Here is a 17137-nt window from a genome sequence, read left to right as displayed (position 1 = left end):
CTGTCAACGACCTCCCCCACAGCTCTTGTCAAGATGCCGGGCGGGGTGATGGTTGCGCTCGGCGCGGGGGCTTGCCAGAGTGAGCGGTATGAACGGCTCCGGCGGCACCGCGTACGACGCCGCCGGACGGCCGCCGTCCCGCCCCGCCGGGCCCCCGCCGGTCCCCGGGCGTTCCCCGCTCAGCCTCGCCGACGTACTGCGGCTTCCGGTGCTGGCCGCCGGGGTGCCGGAGGTGGTGTCCGGCCATGGGCAGCTCTCCCGGCCGGTCCGCTGGGTGCACGTCACCGAACTGCTGGACCCGGCGTCCTTCCTCAAGGGCGGGGAGCTGGTGCTGACCACCGGGATGCCGCTGCCCGAGGACCCGGCGCTGGTCCGCCGGTATGTTGACGAGCTCGCGGACATCGGCGCCGCCGGGCTGGTGATCGAGCTGGTGCGGCGCTACCACCGGCCGCCGTCGGAGCTGGTGCGGGCCTGTCTGGCGCGGGACTTTCCGCTCGTGCTGCTCTCCCGGACCGTGAACTTCGTGGAGGTCACCCAAGTTCTGCACTCCCTGATCGTCGGCAGCCAGGTGGAGAGCCTGCGCCGGGCCCAGGACGTCCATGACACCTTCACCGCGCTGACCCTGCGGGGCGCCGGGCCCGAGGAGGTGGTGGACATGGCGGCCGAGATGAGCGGGCATCCCGTGGTGCTGGAGAACCTGGTGCACCAGGCCGTGATCTGCGGTTCGCCGGGGCGCGGCGTGGAGGGGGCGCTGACCGGCTGGGAGCGGCGCTCGCGCGCCACGCCCTCGCCCGACCGGACCGGGCTGAGCGGTCCGGAGGACTGGCTGGTGACCGCGGTGGAGTACCGGGGCGAGCGGTGGGGGCGGCTGCTGATGCTCCCGGACGGGGCCGGGCATTCGGCGGTCGGCCCCGAGGACGCGATGGTCCTGGAGCGCACCGCCACGGCCCTGACCATCGCCCGGCTCACCCATCACACCCGCTGGGAGCGGCGGGCCCAGCGCACCCTGCTGCTGGACCTGGTGGAGCAGCGCTGCCGCTCGATGGGCGAGGCCCGGGCCAGGGCCGAGGCGCTGGGCGTGCCGGTCGCGGGCCGCCGGCTGATGGTGGCGCTGGTCAGCCCCGGCCCGGGCGCCGGGGAGACCACCGAGCTGGAGGACCGGCTGACGGACGAGCTGGGGGCGGCCGGGGCCGCCGTGCTGGTCGGCGCGGTGCCCGGCGACCACATAGGGGTGCTGCTGGCCCTGCCCGCCGCCACGCCCTGGCGGCCGCTGGTGGAGCGGCTGAGCCGGTCGGTGCGGGAGTCCCGTCCGGAGGCGGTGATCAGCGTCGGCTCGGAGGTGTCGGAGCTGTCACAGACCGCCCGGTCGTTCCAGCAGGCGGCGCGGGTCGCGGACGCCGCCGTTCCGGGGACGCCGGACAAGGCGTTCCACGAGCTGTCCGACATCGGGCTGCGGCAGTTGCTGTACGCGCTGCGCGGCGATGTGCGGCTCCAGGAGTTCGTGGAGCGGCAGTTGGGGCGGCTGGTGGACTACGACGAGCGGCACGGCACCGATCTGCTGCCGGTGCTGCACACCTTTCTGGACGCGGCGGGCAACAAGACGGTGGCCGCCAAGCGCGCGAATCTGTCCCGCCAGGCGTTCTACCAGCGGCTGCACTCGATAGAGCGGGTGCTCGGCTGCGATCTGGAGTCGGGCGAGCAGCGCACCCAACTCCATGTGGCGCTCACCGCCTTCCGGCTGTTGCGGCTGTCCCGGGGCCCGGCCCTGTCCTGACATGGCGACGCGCCACGGCCGGCCCGGATCCGGGCCGGCCGTGGCGCGTCTGTCGGCACCCGCGGGGGGCGCGTCATTTGACGAAGTCGTCGACGACCTTTGGCGGCCAGCAGCCGACGTTGAGGACGCCGATGGAGTAGGCGCGGGAGACGAGGGCGGCCCGGTTGGGCACCCGCAGCTTCCGCAGCAGCCGCGTCACGTGGTACTCGACACCCTGCCGGCTGAGGTAGAGCCGGGAGGCCAGCGGGATCGTGGAGAGTCCGGCGGCGATGCCCTCCAGAATGCGCGCCTCGGTCTCGGTGAGGAGCTTCTTTCGGTCGGTGACCATGTCCACCTCCTCGCCACCCGCGGTGGGTCGCATGACCACCAGGATCGAGGCCACATGGGCGGAGCCCTCGCGCACGGCGACCGCCGTGAGCCCGCTGGTGAAGGCGGCGCCCTCGGCCCCGATGGCCACCACATGGGTGGTGAACCGGTGCCGGGAGCCGTCGAGGAGCCGGGTGAACTGCCGCTTCACCGCCTGCCGCACGCTGGGGTGCAGAAGGTCACAGAAGTCACGGCCGCACACGTCCGTGGAGGCGTCGTCGAACTGCCGGAAGAATTCCCGGTTCGCCTGCTGGACGGTGAGCGACGGGTCAAGACAGACGACACAGGCCCCTGGCTGGTCGAACTGGCGCAATAGATCCGTGTACTCGGTCTGCTCGTGTCCAAGCTCGTGGGGGGTTGGCCGAGCCGAATCGGTCAGTAAAGGCAATGCCAAGGGACTGCCATCCCTTCCTAATTCTCAGAATTCGGAATCGAATACCAGATATTCAATTCCAAATGTTCATTTCAGAATTGAGACTAGGGATCTACGAGCACGGAAGTCAACGTCAACAGGGGTGTCGCCACCCAATCCCGTGGTGGGGTGCCCCGAAGGTTCGGTCCGAACCCCACCGCTTCGGTGGGCCGGTACGGTCGGTTCACGAATCCTCGTCAAACACCGACCAATTATCGCCGTTAACGCTACGTTCATGAATCCATGCGAGGCAGCAGCTCGATGAGCTCGCGGCGCCCGGAGACGCCCAGCTTGCGATAGGAACTCGTCAGATGCTTCTCGATGGCGCGAGAGCTCACCCCCAGCTCGGCGGCGACCTCCTGGTTGGTGAGCCCGCGTCCCACGAGGGAGGCCACGGTGCGCTCGGTTCGGGTGAGGGCCGCCTCCGGCGGGGCGGCCGACGCACCGCTGCCGTCCGCGGCGCGGATCCGCTCGACCAGCCAGGGGACCCCGCACGCCGCGGCCAGGCCACCGGCCTCCTGGAGTACCGCCGCCGCCTCGCCGCCCGGTCTCAGCTTGCGGCCCAGCAGCAGGAGTGTGCGGGCGAGTTCCAGTTCATCGGCCGAGGCACGCAGCACATCGACCGATTCGCGCAGCAGCCGCACCTCCTGGTCACCGCCGGTCAGCCGGGCCTTCACCCGCAGCGCGCGGCCGAGCGCCACCGGGGCGCCCCACTCCTTCGCCCGCAGCAGCTCCTCCTCGGCCAGCGCCCCGGCCGCGCCGGGGTCGCCGACGCGCCGGTGCAGTTCGGCCGCCCAGGGCCGCCAGGCGAAGAGCACCGGATTGCGCCAGCCCGACGCCTCCAGTTGCCGGCCGCAGGCCAGCAGGGTTTCCAGGGCGCTGGTCCAGCGTCCGTTCCCGGCGTCCTGGGCCGCCTTGGCGAACTGGAGCGCCGCGGTCAGGGCCAGGCTCGGGGAGCGGCGCCGCCCGGGGCCGTCCAGAATCCGCTCGATCAGTACGGGGTCGTGAAGGTCCAGGGCGACGCGGGTGAGGGCGAGGGTGGAGACGACCCCGGCCTCCTGCCAGTGCACCTCCGCCAGCCGTACGGCGCGCTCGGCGAACTCACGGGCCTGGGAGACGCGTCCGCGGGCGCTGAGCACCATGGCCTGCTGGACGTTGACGAGCGCGTCGGCGACCGTGCCGCCCTGCCGCCGGGTCTGCTGTTCCATCGCGAGCCAGGAGCTGATCCCCCGTACCGAGTCGGCGGCGACCAGCCCGATCACCACCAGCGGCAGCGGGGTGTGGACCTGTTCGGAGGTGGCCGGTTCGCGCTCCAGGATACGGTTCGCCAGCCGGGAGACCTCGGCCGCGGGCCATCGGGCGGTGAGCACCGCCGAGTTGAGCAGCACCGCCGTCAGCTCACGCTCGGCGGCGGTGAGCAGCGCCGGCTCCTCGCCCAGCGCGGACAGCCGCTCCACCGCGGCGGCCAGCTCCGCCGGATCCTCGTGCCCGGCGTGCCGCAGCCGCGCCTCGAGCCGCAGCGCCACATCGCGCGCCGTGCCCTCCAGCGAGGTGGCGGGCCCCAGGTCCTCGGCGACCTGGTGCAGCAGATCGATGGCCGACGGTGGCCCCAGGCCCACGATGGTCGGCGAGATCCGCAGGGCCGCGGCGGCCCGGAGCCTGGGCGTGGTCAGCAGGGGTATCGCCTGGGAGATATGGCGTTCGCAGGCGGCCGGGTCGAAGCCGCGCTCCGCGGTGGCCAGATCGATCAGCAGCCGGGCCCGGCCCTCCCCCGCCAGCGAACCGTCCAGAAGGGCGCGGCGCAGATAGCGGGCGGCGGTACGCGGCGCCCCGCGGCGCAGCGCGGTGTCCGCCGCGGCCCGCAGCACCTCCACCGCCCAGGGATGGCCCGAGCTGGTGACGGCCATGAGCTGGGCCGCGACCAGCTCGGCGGGGCGTCCGTTGTGGTACAGCAGGGCCGCCGCGGCGTCGTGCAGCCGCTCCCGTTCCGCCACGGTCATCGAGGACTCGACCGCGTCCTGCACCACCCGGTGCAGAAAGCGCGGCTCCTGCTCGGCGGCGAGCAGCCCCACCTCGTGAAGGACGCGCAGGGTGGCCAGGAAGCCGATCGGGTCAAGACCGGCCAGCTTGGCCAGCAGCTCCGGTTCCGCCTGGCCGCCGAGGACCGCGATGGCCGCGGCCAGGTCCCGGGCCGGCCGCGGCTGGACCCGCAGGGAGCCGGCCAGCCGCTCGCGCAGCAGGGCGGGGCGCAGCGAGCGGACCGTCTCGACCTGCTCGGCGATGGGCCGCACGCCGCTCATGGCCAGATCCGCCAGCACCGATTTCAGGAACAGCGGGTTGCCCGCGGAGGTCTCATGGCAGGCGCGGGCGAACTCCTCGTCCCCCGGCACGCCGAACTGCTCGTGGATCACTTCCTTGGTGGCGCCAAGGGACAGCGGCGCGGGGCGCAGCTCCCGCCGCGCCGCGTCGACGACCTCCCGCAGCAGCGGGTCCCCGGGGCGCCGGTAGCCGTCCCGCAGCGCGCAGACGACCACGGCGCGCAGCCCGTGCAACCGCTTGACCAGGAAGGCGAGCCAGCGCAGCGACGGGGCGTCGACCCATTGCAGATCGTCCACCAGGATGAGCAGCGGGCGTTCGGCGCTGACGGCGGCCAGCGCCGAACGCAGACCGTACAGCGCCTCCTCGGGCATGGTGAGGGTTCCGCCGTCGTCGAGCAGTGGGGCGTCGTCGGAGAAGACCGTCCGGTAGAGGTCGTCCTCTGTCCCCAGCCGCCACTCATGGAGTTCCTCCGGGGCGCCGGTGAGCAGGCTGTCGAAGAGCTGGCGGACCACGCCGAGGGCGAAGTCCTGCTCCACCGGCGCGGCGTTGGCGCGCAGGACGCGGATCTCCTCGGCCTCGGCGAGCATCGGGAGCTGCTGAAGCAGCGCGGTCCGGCCGATGCCCATCGGGCCGGTGAGCAACATCAGCGACGAGTGGCCCGCCGCCCCGGCCCCCAGGGCCTCCGCGACCTGGGCCAGTTCGGCCTCCCGTTCAAGCAACATCCGTTCCGCCTCCCTCTGCCGCCCGCAGCAATGCGATCAGCTCTGCTCGGCCGCTGATCCCCAGCTTCCGGTACGCGCCGCTGAGCCTCAGCTCCACGGTGCGTCTGGTGACAGAGAGGGTTTCCGCTATCTCCCGGTTGCCATGGCCGAGTCCGACAAGGGTCGCGGTGCGCTGTTCGGGCTCGGTCAGGTTCGCCCACGCCGGATGCGGGACGCGGCCGCGGACGGCGGACGGCCCCGCCCGCTCGGACAGTTCGCGCACCCGCGCGACCATTCGGCTGGAGGACCGGTGGGCGATGACGAAGGTGAACAGCTCGGCCACCAGGGGGGCCGCGGCCTGCGGGTTCCCCGCGTCGAGTTCGGCCGTGGCCAGTTTCATCAGGGACCCCGCGTAGGCGAGCCGGGCCGGGGTGTCGCGCAGGGTGGCCACCGCCTCGCGGAGACGGTCGACCCGCCCCTCACGGGCCACCCGTCCGGCGCCGAGCTGGGCCCAGCCGATCGTGTTGGGGGCGCCCCACAGCCGGGCCAGCGCGAGCTCCTCGTCGGTGAGCCGCCGTGCCTCCTCCTGGTCGCCGAGGGCGTCGTGGACCCGGGCGGCCATCGAACGCCATGGCATCAGGGCGGGGTTGATCCGGCCGCGGCCCAGCTCCCATCTGCCGGTGGACCGGAACAGCTCCAGCGCCTCGGGCAGCCGGTCGTCCTTGACGGCCACCAGCGCCCTGGCGAAGAGCAGATAGCCCCAGGAGGCGCCCTCCCGCGACTCGGCGGGCGCGGAGACGCCCGCGAGCGCGCCGGCCTGGCCGACCTCGCCGTTCTCCAGGGCGATGAGGATCCGGATGGCCATCAGATACGGGACGGTGTAGCGATGCCACAGGGCGCGCGGCAGTGACCGCTCCGCGGCGGCCACATCCCGTTCGGCCATGTCGATCCGGCCGCGCCGCAGGTTCAGCTCGCCGCGCACGGCCAGGGTCTGGGCGGCGGCCGCACGGGCGTGCCGCCTGCGCAGATCGGTGTGGAGCACGTCCAGCCGGACCTCGGCCTCGTCCAGGTCGTCGGTCAGCAGCAGGGTCCGGGCGGCGGTGAGCCGGGGCAGGATCAGGGCCCTCGCGGCGCCGTTCACCGTGAAGACCCGCTGGGCCAGCGCCCGGGCGGTGGGCAGGTCCTCGCCGCGCAGGGCCAGTCGCCAGGCGACCGCCGCGGCCTGCACCGGGCAGGTGGGGTCGGCGGGCAGCGGGGGGATGCCGTCCGGGACCAGATCGGTGTCCTCCTGCCCGACGGACTCGGTGAGCCAGAACAGCCCGGCCAGGGCCCCTCGTTCCTCGCCGTCGGTGAAGGGCAGTACATCGGCGATCGCGCGGCGCAGCGCCTTGTCGTCGCCGCGGGAGAGCCCCAGGTCGGCGGCGCGTACCCGGATCCGGCCGGGCCCGCCGTCGCCGGTGCGGATGATCTCCGCCAGCCGGCGGCCCGCGGCCTCGGGGACGGCCAGCACTTCGATGGCGGCCAGTTCCAGGCCCAACTGGGCGCGCGGCGCCGGGTCCAGCGGCTCCTCCAGCGCCCGCGACAGGCAGGCGATCGCCTGGGCGGTGCGGCCCCCGCGCAGTGCGGCGGCGCAGGTGCGGCGCAGTACGGGGATCACCCAGGGCTCGTCGACCGGGCGGGCGGCGAGCAGCAGCCGGGCGATGTCCTCGTCGGGTACGGCCGCCCGGTAGGCCAACTCGGCGGCGCGGGCGTGCAGTTCGGCCCGCTCGTCGCCGGGCATCTCGGCGAGGATCCAGCTCCGCGCCTCGGGCCGGCTCAGCCGGAGCCCGGTCTCGGTGGCGGTGGCGAGCCCGCTTTCCTGGAGTGCCTCGGGGAGTCCTGGCTCGCTCGCGGCGCGGGGATCCGCGAGCGTGTACAGCAGGGCGAGGTCCAGCAGATCGCCGCAGACGGCGAGGGCGCGGACGACGGCGACGGCCGTGTCGGACAGCGCTCCGAGTGCGCGGACGGCGTGTTCGCCGCTGACGGCCTCGGCGATGGTGCACAGTTCCGGCACCCGCCCGGCCACCGGTGCGTATCCGCGTCGGATGAAGCGCCTCAGCGCCTCGGACAGCACCTCGGGGTTGCCCGCGCTCGCCTCCAGGGCGGCCGTGGTGAAGGCGGTCTCGCCCGGGCGGTCGCAGATCAGCGCGACCGTGGCGGCCACATCGCGCGGAGCGAGCGGGGCCAACTCGACTTCGAGGGTGATCACTTGCTGCGGCGCGGTGGAGAGGGGGCAGACGCCGGGGCGGAGCCGACCGGTGCCGCTCACCAGCAGGGCGATCCGGGCGTCGGGCAGGCGCCGGATGAGCGCCCCGAACCAGCGCTGCGAGGCCGGGTCCAGCCATTCCACGTCATCGACCACCAGCAGCGTGGGCTGTCCACGCGCGGTCCGTAGCAACTCGGTCAGGCCCGGTAAGCGACTCTCGGGTCCCCGTCCGGTCAGGGCCTTCAGCGAGCCGTCGGTGAGTCCCTCCATCGGGGCCAGCAACTGTGCCACCACGCCGTAGCGCACCTCGCGCTCGCCCGCCGTCGCCTGGGCGCGCAGCACGCGGTAGCCCTGGTCCTCGGCCAGCCGGGCGGCGAGGTTCAGCAGGCGGCTCTGTCCGTAGCCGGGCCTGCCGACCAGCGTCACCACCGAGGAACGGCCCCTGCCGAGATCGGCGACGGTCTGGGCGAGCATGGCCTGCTCTCGTTCACGGCCGGGGAACGGGAGCCCGTTGAGCTGCATGGTGTGACTATATGCCTGGGGCGGGGTGCGGACGTGGCACCCGGCCCCGCGTACGCGTCAGCGCCGGCCGCGTGAGGCGAAGACCCACGCCGGTGCCTGTGGGTCGGGAAGGCTCGGGGTGTTCAGCACCGCGGCCAGCTCACCGCGCTGACCGACGCTCAGCTTCCGGTAGACGCTGGTGAGATGGGTCTCGACGGTGCGTACGGTGACGAAGAGCGACTCGGCGATCTCGCGGTTGCCCGCCCCGCGGGAGGCCATCTGGGCCACTTTGCGCTCGGTGCCGGTGAGCAGGTCGACCGGTGAGGCGGTGATCTCGCGCATCCGGCCGCCCGCGGCGACCAGCCGGTTGCGGGCGTCCTTGGCGAGCGCGAGCGCGCCGCAGCCCTGGGCGAGGTCGACGGCCGAGCGCAGCCGCTCCCGGGCGTCGCGCGGCCGCCCGATGTCCAGCAGCGCCCCGCCGAGCAGGAACTCGGCCCGGGCGTGCTCGGCGCGGGCGGGCGACCCGGAGAAATGCTCGACCGCCTCGGTGAGATACCCGATGCCCGCCTCACCGGGAGTGGTCACCCCGCGGGCGAGGGCGGCGAGTCCGAAGGCGCGCGGGGTGCTCCAGCGGCGGGCCAGTTCGGCGCCGTGCTCGACCAGGTCCCGCGCCTCGTCCGCCCGCTTCTCCGCCGCGAGCACACAGGCCGCCTCGGTCCACCAGGGCAGGAACGCCGGGTTGGCGAAGCCGGAATCCTCCAGGGAGGCACCGCAGTCGAGCAGCAGCCGCAGCGCGGTGGCGCCGTCGCCGAGCGCCCAGCGGGCCCGGGCGCGGGCCATGAGATACCAGTGGTACTCCATGACGAACCCGTCCAGGTTCGGCCGGGTGACGGCGGCCAGCAGCTCCTCGGCCCGCTCCGGTTCGCCCCGGTCGATCAGAATCGTCGCCAGCGCGGTCTGGGGCATGGTCACATTGCCGCTCCAGCGCTCCTCGCCGATGATCTCGACGGCGGTCTGGGCGTCGGCGAGCGCGTCGGGGATCGCCCCGAAGCCATGCAGCAGCATGGCGCGGTAGGACAGGGTGATCACATACGACCACACCGCGGCGTTGTCCTGGCCCTGGCGCAGCGCGTGGTCCAGCGCCTCCATCGCCCCCTCGACCTCGTCGGCCAGGCCCAGGGTGAACGCGGAGAAGAGCAGCGACCAGTTGTCGAGCCGGTCCGAGGAACCGAGCGCACGGTGGGCCTGTTCCACGGTCCGCCGCACCGAGCCGCCCTCCATCGCGGACAGGACCGTCATCATGGCGAGCATCTGCCGCTGGGCGGGGGTGTCCCCGGAGGGTTCGGGAATCCGCGCGAAGCGCTCCCGGACCGTATGGATCGTGGCCTTCTCGTCGGATCCGCTGATCAGCAGCGCCGATTGGACGAGGGTGCGCAGCTCACGGTCGCGCGGATCGGGGTCGGGCCCCAGCTCGGCCTCGAGTTCGTCGAGCACCTCGCTGAGCACCCGGACGGCGGTCGGCGACTGCTGGACGGTGAGGCAGGTGAGGCCGAACTGCACGGCGATGGGCGCCTTGGTACGGACGTCGGTGGCCAGCGTGAGCGCGCGCCTGAGCAGGCGGATGGCCTCGGCGGGATTGATCTCCGCGAGCGCCTTGGCGAGCGGGACATGGGCCGACAGGCTGTCCGGCTCCGCCTCCAGGACGCGGTAGAGATAGCGGGCGGCGGCCTCCGGGGCGCCGCGGTGCTCGGCCTGGACGGCGGCCTCCCGCAGTACCCAGCCCATCCACGGCTGGGGGGTTCCGGGCACCAGCAGCACCTGGTTGGCGACCTCCTCGGCGGGCCGTCCGGCGTCGCTCAGCAGCAGGGCCGCCCGGGCGCGCAACTCGGCCAGCGACCCCTCCCCGGCGGCCTCCAGCACCGCGGAGCGCACCACGTCATGGGCCAGGTCCGCCCGGTCCGGCGCCATCACCTCGGCCCCGCGCAGCAGTTCCACGGCCTCCGCGACACGGGCCGCGGGCACCCCGGCCAGCGCGCCGATGTGCTCCACGTCCTCCTCGCCGAGCACCGCGATGGCGGTGGCCACGTCCCGCACCCAGTCGGGCCGGGCGTCGAAGAGGGCGCGCACGGACAGGGCGACCACGTAACTCCCGACCTCGGCGATCTCGCGCAGGCCGCTCTCGTCGGGTGAGACGCCCTTGGCCCGCAGCTCGCGCAGCAGCCGGGCGACGGTCAGCGGATTGCCGCCGCAGACGGCGGCGGCGCGCCCGGCGAAAGAGTGCGCGACGGGGGAGGCGAAGACCTGGCGGGCCATTTCGGCCACTTCGGTGTCGGTGAGCGGGTCGAGGCGGATCACCGAGGAGCGGGGCTGGGCGAGGATGTCCGCGAGTGTCGCGGGGGCTACCGGTTCCTCCTCGGTGCGCTGGGCGAGCACCACCAGCAGCGGCAGCTCGTCGGCCCGGCGCAGCAGGAAGTCGATCCAGCGCAGGGACCGCTCGTCGCACCAGTGCACATCGTCCAGGACGAGCACCAGCGGGCCCTGGGCCATCAGGTTGGCCGCGAGCCAGTACAGGCCGTGCAGCACCGGGTAGACGGAGGCGGCCGTGGGCGGCCCCTCCTCGCCCGGGTGGGGGCTGAGTGCGGGGAGGGCGCGGCGGGCGCTGCCGCGCAGCAGCGGGGAGTCCTGGGCGTCCTCGGCCGAGAGCCCGAGTGCCCCGAAGAGGGCGCGCACTCCGCTGTAGCCGGCGCCGGCCACCACCTGACCGCAGGTGCCGTGCAGAACGGTCATCTTCCGGCAGACATCGCTGTCGAGGAAGGCGCGCAGCAGGCTGGTCTTGCCGATTCCGGCCGGGCCCGACAGGACCACCAGACCGGAGCGGCCGTTGTGGGCGGCCTCCGCGTGGGCGGTCAGCGCCGCGAGTTCGGCAGCGCGCCCGACAAGCGCGCCGGGTAAACCGGAATCGATTTTCCGGTCCACCACGCAGCCTCCTAGAGCCACAGAACGCGAACAATCTTCCCGGAAAAGTCTGCTACTGCCGCGATCAGGAGGCTACACGACCGCTGTGACGACGATCAATATCGATCAGTGAAGCCCGGAGACGGAAGGCGTGGTGAGGGCGATCACCATTCCGTTCCCGGGCCCTTCGGTATCACTGTGTGGGTACGAGGCATGAAGTCGTCTATAGCGTCTCCTTTCGTCGGCTCACGTTCACGGGGTCATATGCGCTTCATCCAGCGCGGCTTCCAGCGCGCTGGCAGGTGGATGGAGCTCGAACCAGACGACCTTGCCCGCCGCCGTGCAGGTGGAGCCCCAGCAGCGGGAGAGCAGGTCCAGCAGATGGAGTCCGCGGCCGCCTTCGTCATCGCCGCAGGTGCGGCGCACCCGGGGCTGCCCGGGGTGCTCGTCCGCCACCTCGCACCGGAACGCGCGGTCGACGGAGCACAGGGAGAGGGTCAGGCGGATCGGTCCGCCCGCGTGCCGCAGGGCATTGGTCACCAGCTCACTGACGAGCAGCTCGGCGTCGTCGGAGAAGTCGTGCAGGGCCCATACACCGAGCTGGGCGACGGCCAGCCGCCGGGCCCTGGGCACGGACGAGGGCTCGGAGGGCAGCAGCCACGACGTCCCGCCACTGGTCGCGGGAGGGCGGGCGGCCTCGGGCCGGCGCTCGGTGCTCACCGGGGCGCCGTGCGAGATGGCGAGGGTGGTCGCGTTCATGTCGACTGGTCGGGGCTGATCCGGGGGGCGGGGATGGCACGCCCGTCGGGAAGGAGTTCACCCGTGTCCGCGAAGATCACCACTCCGTTGCAGAGCAGGCTCCACCCCTGCTCGGGGTGGGTGGCCACCAGACGCGCCGAATCATGGTCCGATGCGTCGGCCGACGGACAGGGAGGTTGATGGAGGCACATGGTCCGAACCTTCGATCTTCCGCCACGGACTGGCGGTACTCGTTTCCGAGGTCACCATGGTGGGTCGGCGCGGCGGTGCGCGACGAGGGGAGATCTCCCCGCATGGGTACCCGAACCCGCCCCCGGCCCCCGGGGAGGTCACGGGTGGCCGACGCCCGCTCACCCTCGGTGAAACACCGCCCCGGCGGGCGGACCGCCCGCCCCGATTGCGTGCGGTGGCTCCCGGCCCGGGCATAGCCTGGAAGCAGGGCTTCGGGTCCGTGCGGGCATCGGCCCGTCCACCCGAGCCCGGTGCGAGGCATCGATGGGTGCGGTGGCGACGAGCACCCCGACCGGACGGCAGACAGTGAGGCTGCCGGCCGAGGTGACGAGTTTTGTGGGACGTCGGCATGAGGCGGCCGAGGTCAGGGAGATGCTGTCCGCATCCCGCCTGGTCACCCTCACCGGCGTCGGCGGAGTGGGCAAGACCCGGCTGGCGCTGCGGGTCGCGGACGAGGCGCGCCGGGCCTTCCCCGACGGCGTCTGGCTGGCCGAACTGGCCGAGCTGGACAACCCCGCGCTGCTCGCCCAGGGCCTCACCGAAGCACTGGAGATACGGGACCACTCCCCCCGCCCGGCGCTCGACGTCCTCGTCGACCATCTGCGGGACCGGCAGGCACTGATCGTCCTCGACAACTGCGAACACCTCCTGGAGGAGTGCGCCCGGCTCGCCGACCGGCTGCTGCGCGCGGCGCCCCGGCTGCGGCTGCTGGCCACCAGCCGTCAGGCGCTGGGCACGGCAGGTGAGCAGAGCCTGGCCGTCCCCACCCTCGGGCTGCCGGACCTCGAAGGGCCACGGCCCACCCTCGCGACCCTTGCGCGATGCGACGCGATACGGCTGTTCACCGAGCGGGCGGCGGCCATCGTGCCCGGATTCCAGCTCACCGAGGACAACCGGGACGCCATCGAGCTGGTCTGCCGCCGGCTCGACGGCATCCCGCTGGGCATCGAGATCGCGGTCGTACGGCTGCGCGCCCTGTCCGTCCAGCAGCTCCTGGACCGGCTCGACGACCGGTTCCGGCTGCTGACCACCGGCTCCCGGACGGTCCTCCCGCGCCATCAGACACTGCGGGCGCTGATCGACTGGAGCTATGAGCTGTGCACCGAGCGGGAGCGGCTGCTGTGGGCCCGGGTCTCGGTGTTCGCCGGAAGCCTGGATCTGGACGCGGCCGAGGCGGTCTGCTCCGGCGAGGGCATCGACCGCGCGGAGATCCTGGACCTGGTGACCGAGCTGGTGGACAAGTCGGTGCTGCTCCGGGAGGAGCACCGGACGGCGGTTCGCTACCGGATGCTGGACACACTGCGCAGCTACGGCCGTGAGCGGCTGGCGACCGCCGGCGAGGAGGACGTACGGCTCAGGCGCCATCGCGACTACTACCGCGGGCTCGCCGCGGACGCGCGGGCGGCGCTCTTCGGACCGGCCCAGGTGCAGTGGTTCGCCCGGCTCCAACTGGAGCACGCCAATCTGCGCACCGCACTGGAGGGCTGCCTGACCGAGCCCGGGCAAACCGGCCGCGGGCTGGAGATGGCGGCCGATCTGCTCTACCACTGGATCACCAGCTACTACCTCGGCGAGGGCCGCCGCTGGCTGGACCAGGCCCTGGCGCTGTGCACCGAACCGACCGCGGCACGGGCGCGGGCCCTGTGGACCGATAGCTGGCTGGCCATCATCCAGTCGGACACCGACGCCGCCGCGGCCATGCTCGAGGAGAGCCGGTCCATCGGGACCCGGCTGGACCTGGACCCGGTGCTCGCCTACACCGCGCTCTACTCCGGCATGGTGGCCATGTACCGGGGCGAGGCCCGGTCCGCGATCACGCTCTACGAGGAGGCCGTGACCCGCCACCGCGCGACCGGCGATCCGGTGGGGCTGGCCCTGGCGCTCATCCGGCTCTCGCTCGCCCACTCCTTCATCGGCGACTCACCCCGCGCGATCGCCCTGGGCGAGGAGTCGCTGGCGGTGTGCGACGCGTACGGGGAGGGCTGGCACCGGGCCTACGCGATGATGGCGCTCGGCATGGACGTATGGCGCCAGGGCGACACCGCCAGGGCGGCCGCCCTGGAGAAGGACAGTCTCACGTTCAACCGCTCGCTGGACGACCCGCTGGGCGTCGCGGTCAATCTGGAGGTGCTGGCCTGGATCGCGGCCACCGACCGGGACCACACACGGGCGGCCGGGCTGCTGGGCGCCCTGCGGACCATCTGGCACGCCATCGGCGCCCCGCACTCCGGCTACGGACATCTCGCCCGCTACCACGAGGAGTGCGAGGCCACGGTGCGGCGGGCCCTGGGCAAGGCGGCCTTCAACACGGCGTTCAAACGGGGCGCCCGGCTGTCCTACGCCGAGACGCTGGTGTACGCGCTCGAGGACGAACTGCCCAGCGAGGAGCCGGCGGTGGGCGGTCGGCCGTCGCCGCTGACGCCCCGGGAGTCCGAAATCGCGCAACTGGTCGCGCAGGGGCTCAGCAACAAGGAGATCGCCTCGTCCCTGGTGATCGCCCAGCGCACGGCCGAGGGCCATATTGAGCACATTCTGAGCAAGCTGGGTTTCACCTCGCGTGCGCAGGTGGCGGTCTGGGTAGCGGAAGGGCACCGCACCGCGGAGGCCGATGGCCAACACCCGCCGGAGGATACGGTCTAGGCCACGCGGCATTCTCAAGGGGCAAGAGGCGGAATTCTATTCGATACGGGCGCACATGTCCCCGAAGTTTTCACAAGCCCCACGAAAATCCTCGCCCGGCCCGGCTTCGAGGGATCATGCGTCAGGCTCGAGGGACGAGCCGCAATGGCCGTGTCAGCGCGTCGACGCGACCCATGCGACCGAGGAGGTCCCGCCGTGACTGTTGCCGCAGTCGGCAATACCGGTGATGCCATGGAACTTTTCCGTGGCACCGCCCACAGCCCGTCGTTCTTCGCGCTCAACCGCGCCGGGGTCACGGGTGGCGGACAGGAGCTCGTGGACTTCTGCATCCCCTGCAATCCCTACTTCCCCACCCCCGCGATGTTCGCCGTGATGGCGGTCAGGCTGCGGGACATCCTCACGTACTACCCGAGTTCCGCCGAGACCATCACCGCCGAACTGGCCGATGTGCTCGGGCTGCAACCGCAGACCATGGCGATGGGCAACGGCTCGACCGAGCTGATCACCTGGATCGACCATCTGCTGGTGAAGGAAAGCCTGGCGGTGCCGATTCCCACCTTCGGCCGCTGGACCGACCAGCCGATGGAGACCGGTAAACGGGTCGACTTGTTCCAGCTTCCGGAAATGAGCGGATTCGCACTCGACCCGAACGCCTTCGTCAACTTCGTACGTTCCCGGGGCTCTCGGGTCGCCGTGATCTGCAACCCCAACAACCCCGACGGCGGACTGGTGTCCCGCCAGGCCCTCATCGGCATCATGGACGCCCTGGCCGACCTCGACCTGATCGTGATCGACGAGTCGTTCCTGGAGTTCGCGGACGCCGAGGCGTATCCGAGCGTCGTCGACGAGGCCATCCTGCGCCCGAATGTGATCGTGCTGCGCAGCCTCGGCAAGAACTTCGGACTGCACGGTGTGCGCTTCGGCTATCTGGTCGCCAATCCCTCGCTCGCCGTGCAGATCCGCTCCCGGCTGCCCAAGTGGAACCTCAACTCCTTCGCCGAGGTCATCGTCTTCATGCTGAAGCGGTACCGGCAGGAGTACGTGGACAGCCTGCGCATGCTCAGCCGCGACCGGCAGCAGATGACCAGCCAGTTGGCCGGACTGCCCGGGATGACGGTCTACCCCTCCCAGGGAAACTTCGTCTTCGTCAAGCTGCCGGCCGGAACGGACGGCGGCTTCGTCCGGGACCAACTGCTGTCCCAGCACGGTGTGCTGGTGCGCGAATGCGGCAACAAGCTGGGCAGCAGCAGCCAGTTCATGCGGCTGGTGGTGCGCTCCCAGCCCGATGTACAGCGACTGCTGACCGGGCTGAGCACGGTGCTGTACGGGACGTCCTTCTACGCCCCGCAGGTGAGCTGGGAGCAGCAGCCTTCGGTGTCTTCGGGGTACGCGGAATCCTCGGGGTACGCGGGATTGCCGGGGTCCTGGGGATCCGCCGCGCAGGCGCCGTCACTGGACTACTCCTACCAGCAGCCGCCCCAACTGCCCGCGGCACCCATGGCCCAGGAGCCCCAGCCGATGTACTCCGCGGCCGCCCTGCCGGCCCCGCAGGGCGTCTCCGGCGATCCCTACGGGCAGGCGTCCTTCACGGGCGCCTCGGCGGGATACGCCCAGCAGCAGCAGCCCGCGGAGCTGTCGCCCGCGTATGTCGCCACTCCCCCGGTCCAGACGCCCCTGTACCAGGCCCCGGCGGCGCTGCCGCAGCCCCAGATGGCCCAGCCCCAGATGGCCCAGGCCCCGCAGCCGATGATCCCCCAGCAGGCAGCGGCGCAGCAGTTCCCGGCCCCGCAGTTGCAGCCGGCCCAGAGCCAGGCGCCGCAGGGCCAGACGCCGCAGGGCCAGACGCAGTTCATGCAGATGGCGCCGCAGCCGCAGAGCGCGCAGTACCAGGGCGCCCAGGCGCAGACCGGCCAGATCCCGGTGGTCCAGGTCCAGGGCGGTCCGGGGCAGGGGGCGGCGCCCGCGTACAACTTGTTCCGGCCCGAGGAGACGACGGTCGACCAGATCCCGGTCTACGGCCGGCGGAGCGCCGGTGTGCCCGAGCCGTCGCCGGTGGAGCGGACGCAGGCCATGACCTACGACCCCGCCGAGCTGAAGGCCGCAGCCGCGGCCCCGGCCCCGGTGGTGCCCCTCAGCGAGCAGGAGGACGACCCGACCGGGCAGACTCCGGCGCTACAGCGCTATCCGCGCCCCGCGGCATACCTCCAGGACGACTCCACGTCATGACCGGACCG

The 17137-nt window shown here is 72.4% G+C and carries 9 protein-coding genes; 3 read left to right on the top strand and 6 right to left on the bottom strand.

Annotation, left to right across the window (positions count from 1 at the left end; all coding sequences use genetic code 11):
• The first annotated feature begins 88 nt into the window (after positions 1 to 88).
• Complete coding sequence (locus ACK1X7_RS44030) at positions 89 to 1774, top strand: PucR family transcriptional regulator (protein ID WP_385147609.1); 1686 nt, start codon at positions 89 to 91, stop codon at positions 1772 to 1774.
• Between the two features lie 73 nt (positions 1775 to 1847).
• Here the strand turns inward: ACK1X7_RS44030 and ACK1X7_RS44025 are convergent, their stop codons facing one another.
• The 6 genes from ACK1X7_RS44025 to ACK1X7_RS44000 all read right to left on the bottom strand — a co-directional run bounded on the left by ACK1X7_RS44025 (position 1848) and on the right by ACK1X7_RS44000 (position 12223).
• Positions 1848 to 2453: a LuxR C-terminal-related transcriptional regulator gene (locus tag ACK1X7_RS44025; RefSeq protein WP_216342518.1), complete on the bottom strand. Its 606-nt coding sequence runs from the start codon at positions 2451 to 2453 to the stop codon at positions 1848 to 1850.
• 332 nt (positions 2454 to 2785) lie between these two features.
• Positions 2786 to 5593: an ATP-binding protein gene (locus tag ACK1X7_RS44020; protein ID WP_390794895.1), complete on the bottom strand. Its 2808-nt coding sequence runs from the start codon at positions 5591 to 5593 to the stop codon at positions 2786 to 2788.
• Positions 5583 to 8339, bottom strand: a complete 2757-nt coding sequence (locus ACK1X7_RS44015; RefSeq protein WP_413116606.1) for an AAA family ATPase — start codon at positions 8337 to 8339, stop codon at positions 5583 to 5585. Before ACK1X7_RS44015 ends, ACK1X7_RS44020 begins: the two co-directional genes overlap by 11 nt.
• Before the next feature lie 57 nt (positions 8340 to 8396).
• Entirely contained in the window at positions 8397 to 11297 is a 2901-nt protein-coding gene (locus ACK1X7_RS44010) for a helix-turn-helix transcriptional regulator (RefSeq protein ID WP_413116605.1), read from the bottom strand.
• Between the two features lie 228 nt (positions 11298 to 11525).
• Positions 11526 to 12032, bottom strand: a complete 507-nt coding sequence (locus ACK1X7_RS44005; RefSeq protein ID WP_385154156.1) for an ATP-binding protein — start codon at positions 12030 to 12032, stop codon at positions 11526 to 11528.
• Positions 12029 to 12223 carry a DUF5999 family protein gene (locus ACK1X7_RS44000; RefSeq protein ID WP_385154153.1) on the bottom strand — a complete coding sequence of 65 codons (195 nt, stop codon included), beginning with the start codon at positions 12221 to 12223 and terminating at the stop codon, positions 12029 to 12031. The genes ACK1X7_RS44005 and ACK1X7_RS44000 overlap by 4 nt, the downstream gene beginning before the upstream one ends.
• 376 nt (positions 12224 to 12599) lie before the next feature.
• On the opposite strand from ACK1X7_RS44000, the gene ACK1X7_RS43995 reads away from it, so the two are divergent.
• Together ACK1X7_RS43995 and ACK1X7_RS43990 are read left to right on the top strand one after the other, a co-directional pair.
• A complete protein-coding gene (locus tag ACK1X7_RS43995) occupies positions 12600 to 14903 on the top strand; it encodes an ATP-binding protein (protein WP_413116604.1) in 2304 nt (767 codons plus the stop codon).
• A gap of 231 nt (positions 14904 to 15134) precedes the next feature.
• Positions 15135 to 17129: a pyridoxal phosphate-dependent aminotransferase gene (locus ACK1X7_RS43990; RefSeq protein ID WP_413116956.1), complete on the top strand. Its 1995-nt coding sequence runs from the start codon at positions 15135 to 15137 to the stop codon at positions 17127 to 17129.
• The last annotated feature ends 8 nt before the right edge of the window (positions 17130 to 17137 follow it).

The organism is Streptomyces sp. CY-1 (genome assembly GCF_047218265.1).
GTDB lineage: Bacteria > Actinomycetota > Actinomycetes > Streptomycetales > Streptomycetaceae > Streptomyces > Streptomyces niphimycinicus.
The sequence above is the reverse complement of the archived record's forward strand: the minus strand, read 5'-3'. Positions and strand labels throughout refer to the sequence as shown.

What these genes read in the sequence shown, in the direction of transcription:
- ACK1X7_RS44030 (WP_385147609.1), top strand. Translation starts at nt 89, where the DNA reads ATGAACGGCTCCGGCGGCACCGCGTACGACGCCGCCGGACGGCCGCCG.
- ACK1X7_RS44020 (WP_390794895.1), bottom strand. Translation starts at nt 5,593, where the DNA reads ATGTTGCTTGAACGGGAGGCCGAACTGGCCCAGGTCGCGGAGGCCCTG.
- ACK1X7_RS44015 (WP_413116606.1), bottom strand. Translation starts at nt 8,339, where the DNA reads ATGCAGCTCAACGGGCTCCCGTTCCCCGGCCGTGAACGAGAGCAGGCC.
- ACK1X7_RS44000 (WP_385154153.1), bottom strand. Translation starts at nt 12,223, where the DNA reads ATGTGCCTCCATCAACCTCCCTGTCCGTCGGCCGACGCATCGGACCAT.
- ACK1X7_RS43990 (WP_413116956.1), top strand. Translation starts at nt 15,135, where the DNA reads ATGGAACTTTTCCGTGGCACCGCCCACAGCCCGTCGTTCTTCGCGCTC.
- ACK1X7_RS44005 (WP_385154156.1), bottom strand. Translation starts at nt 12,032, where the DNA reads ATGAACGCGACCACCCTCGCCATCTCGCACGGCGCCCCGGTGAGCACC.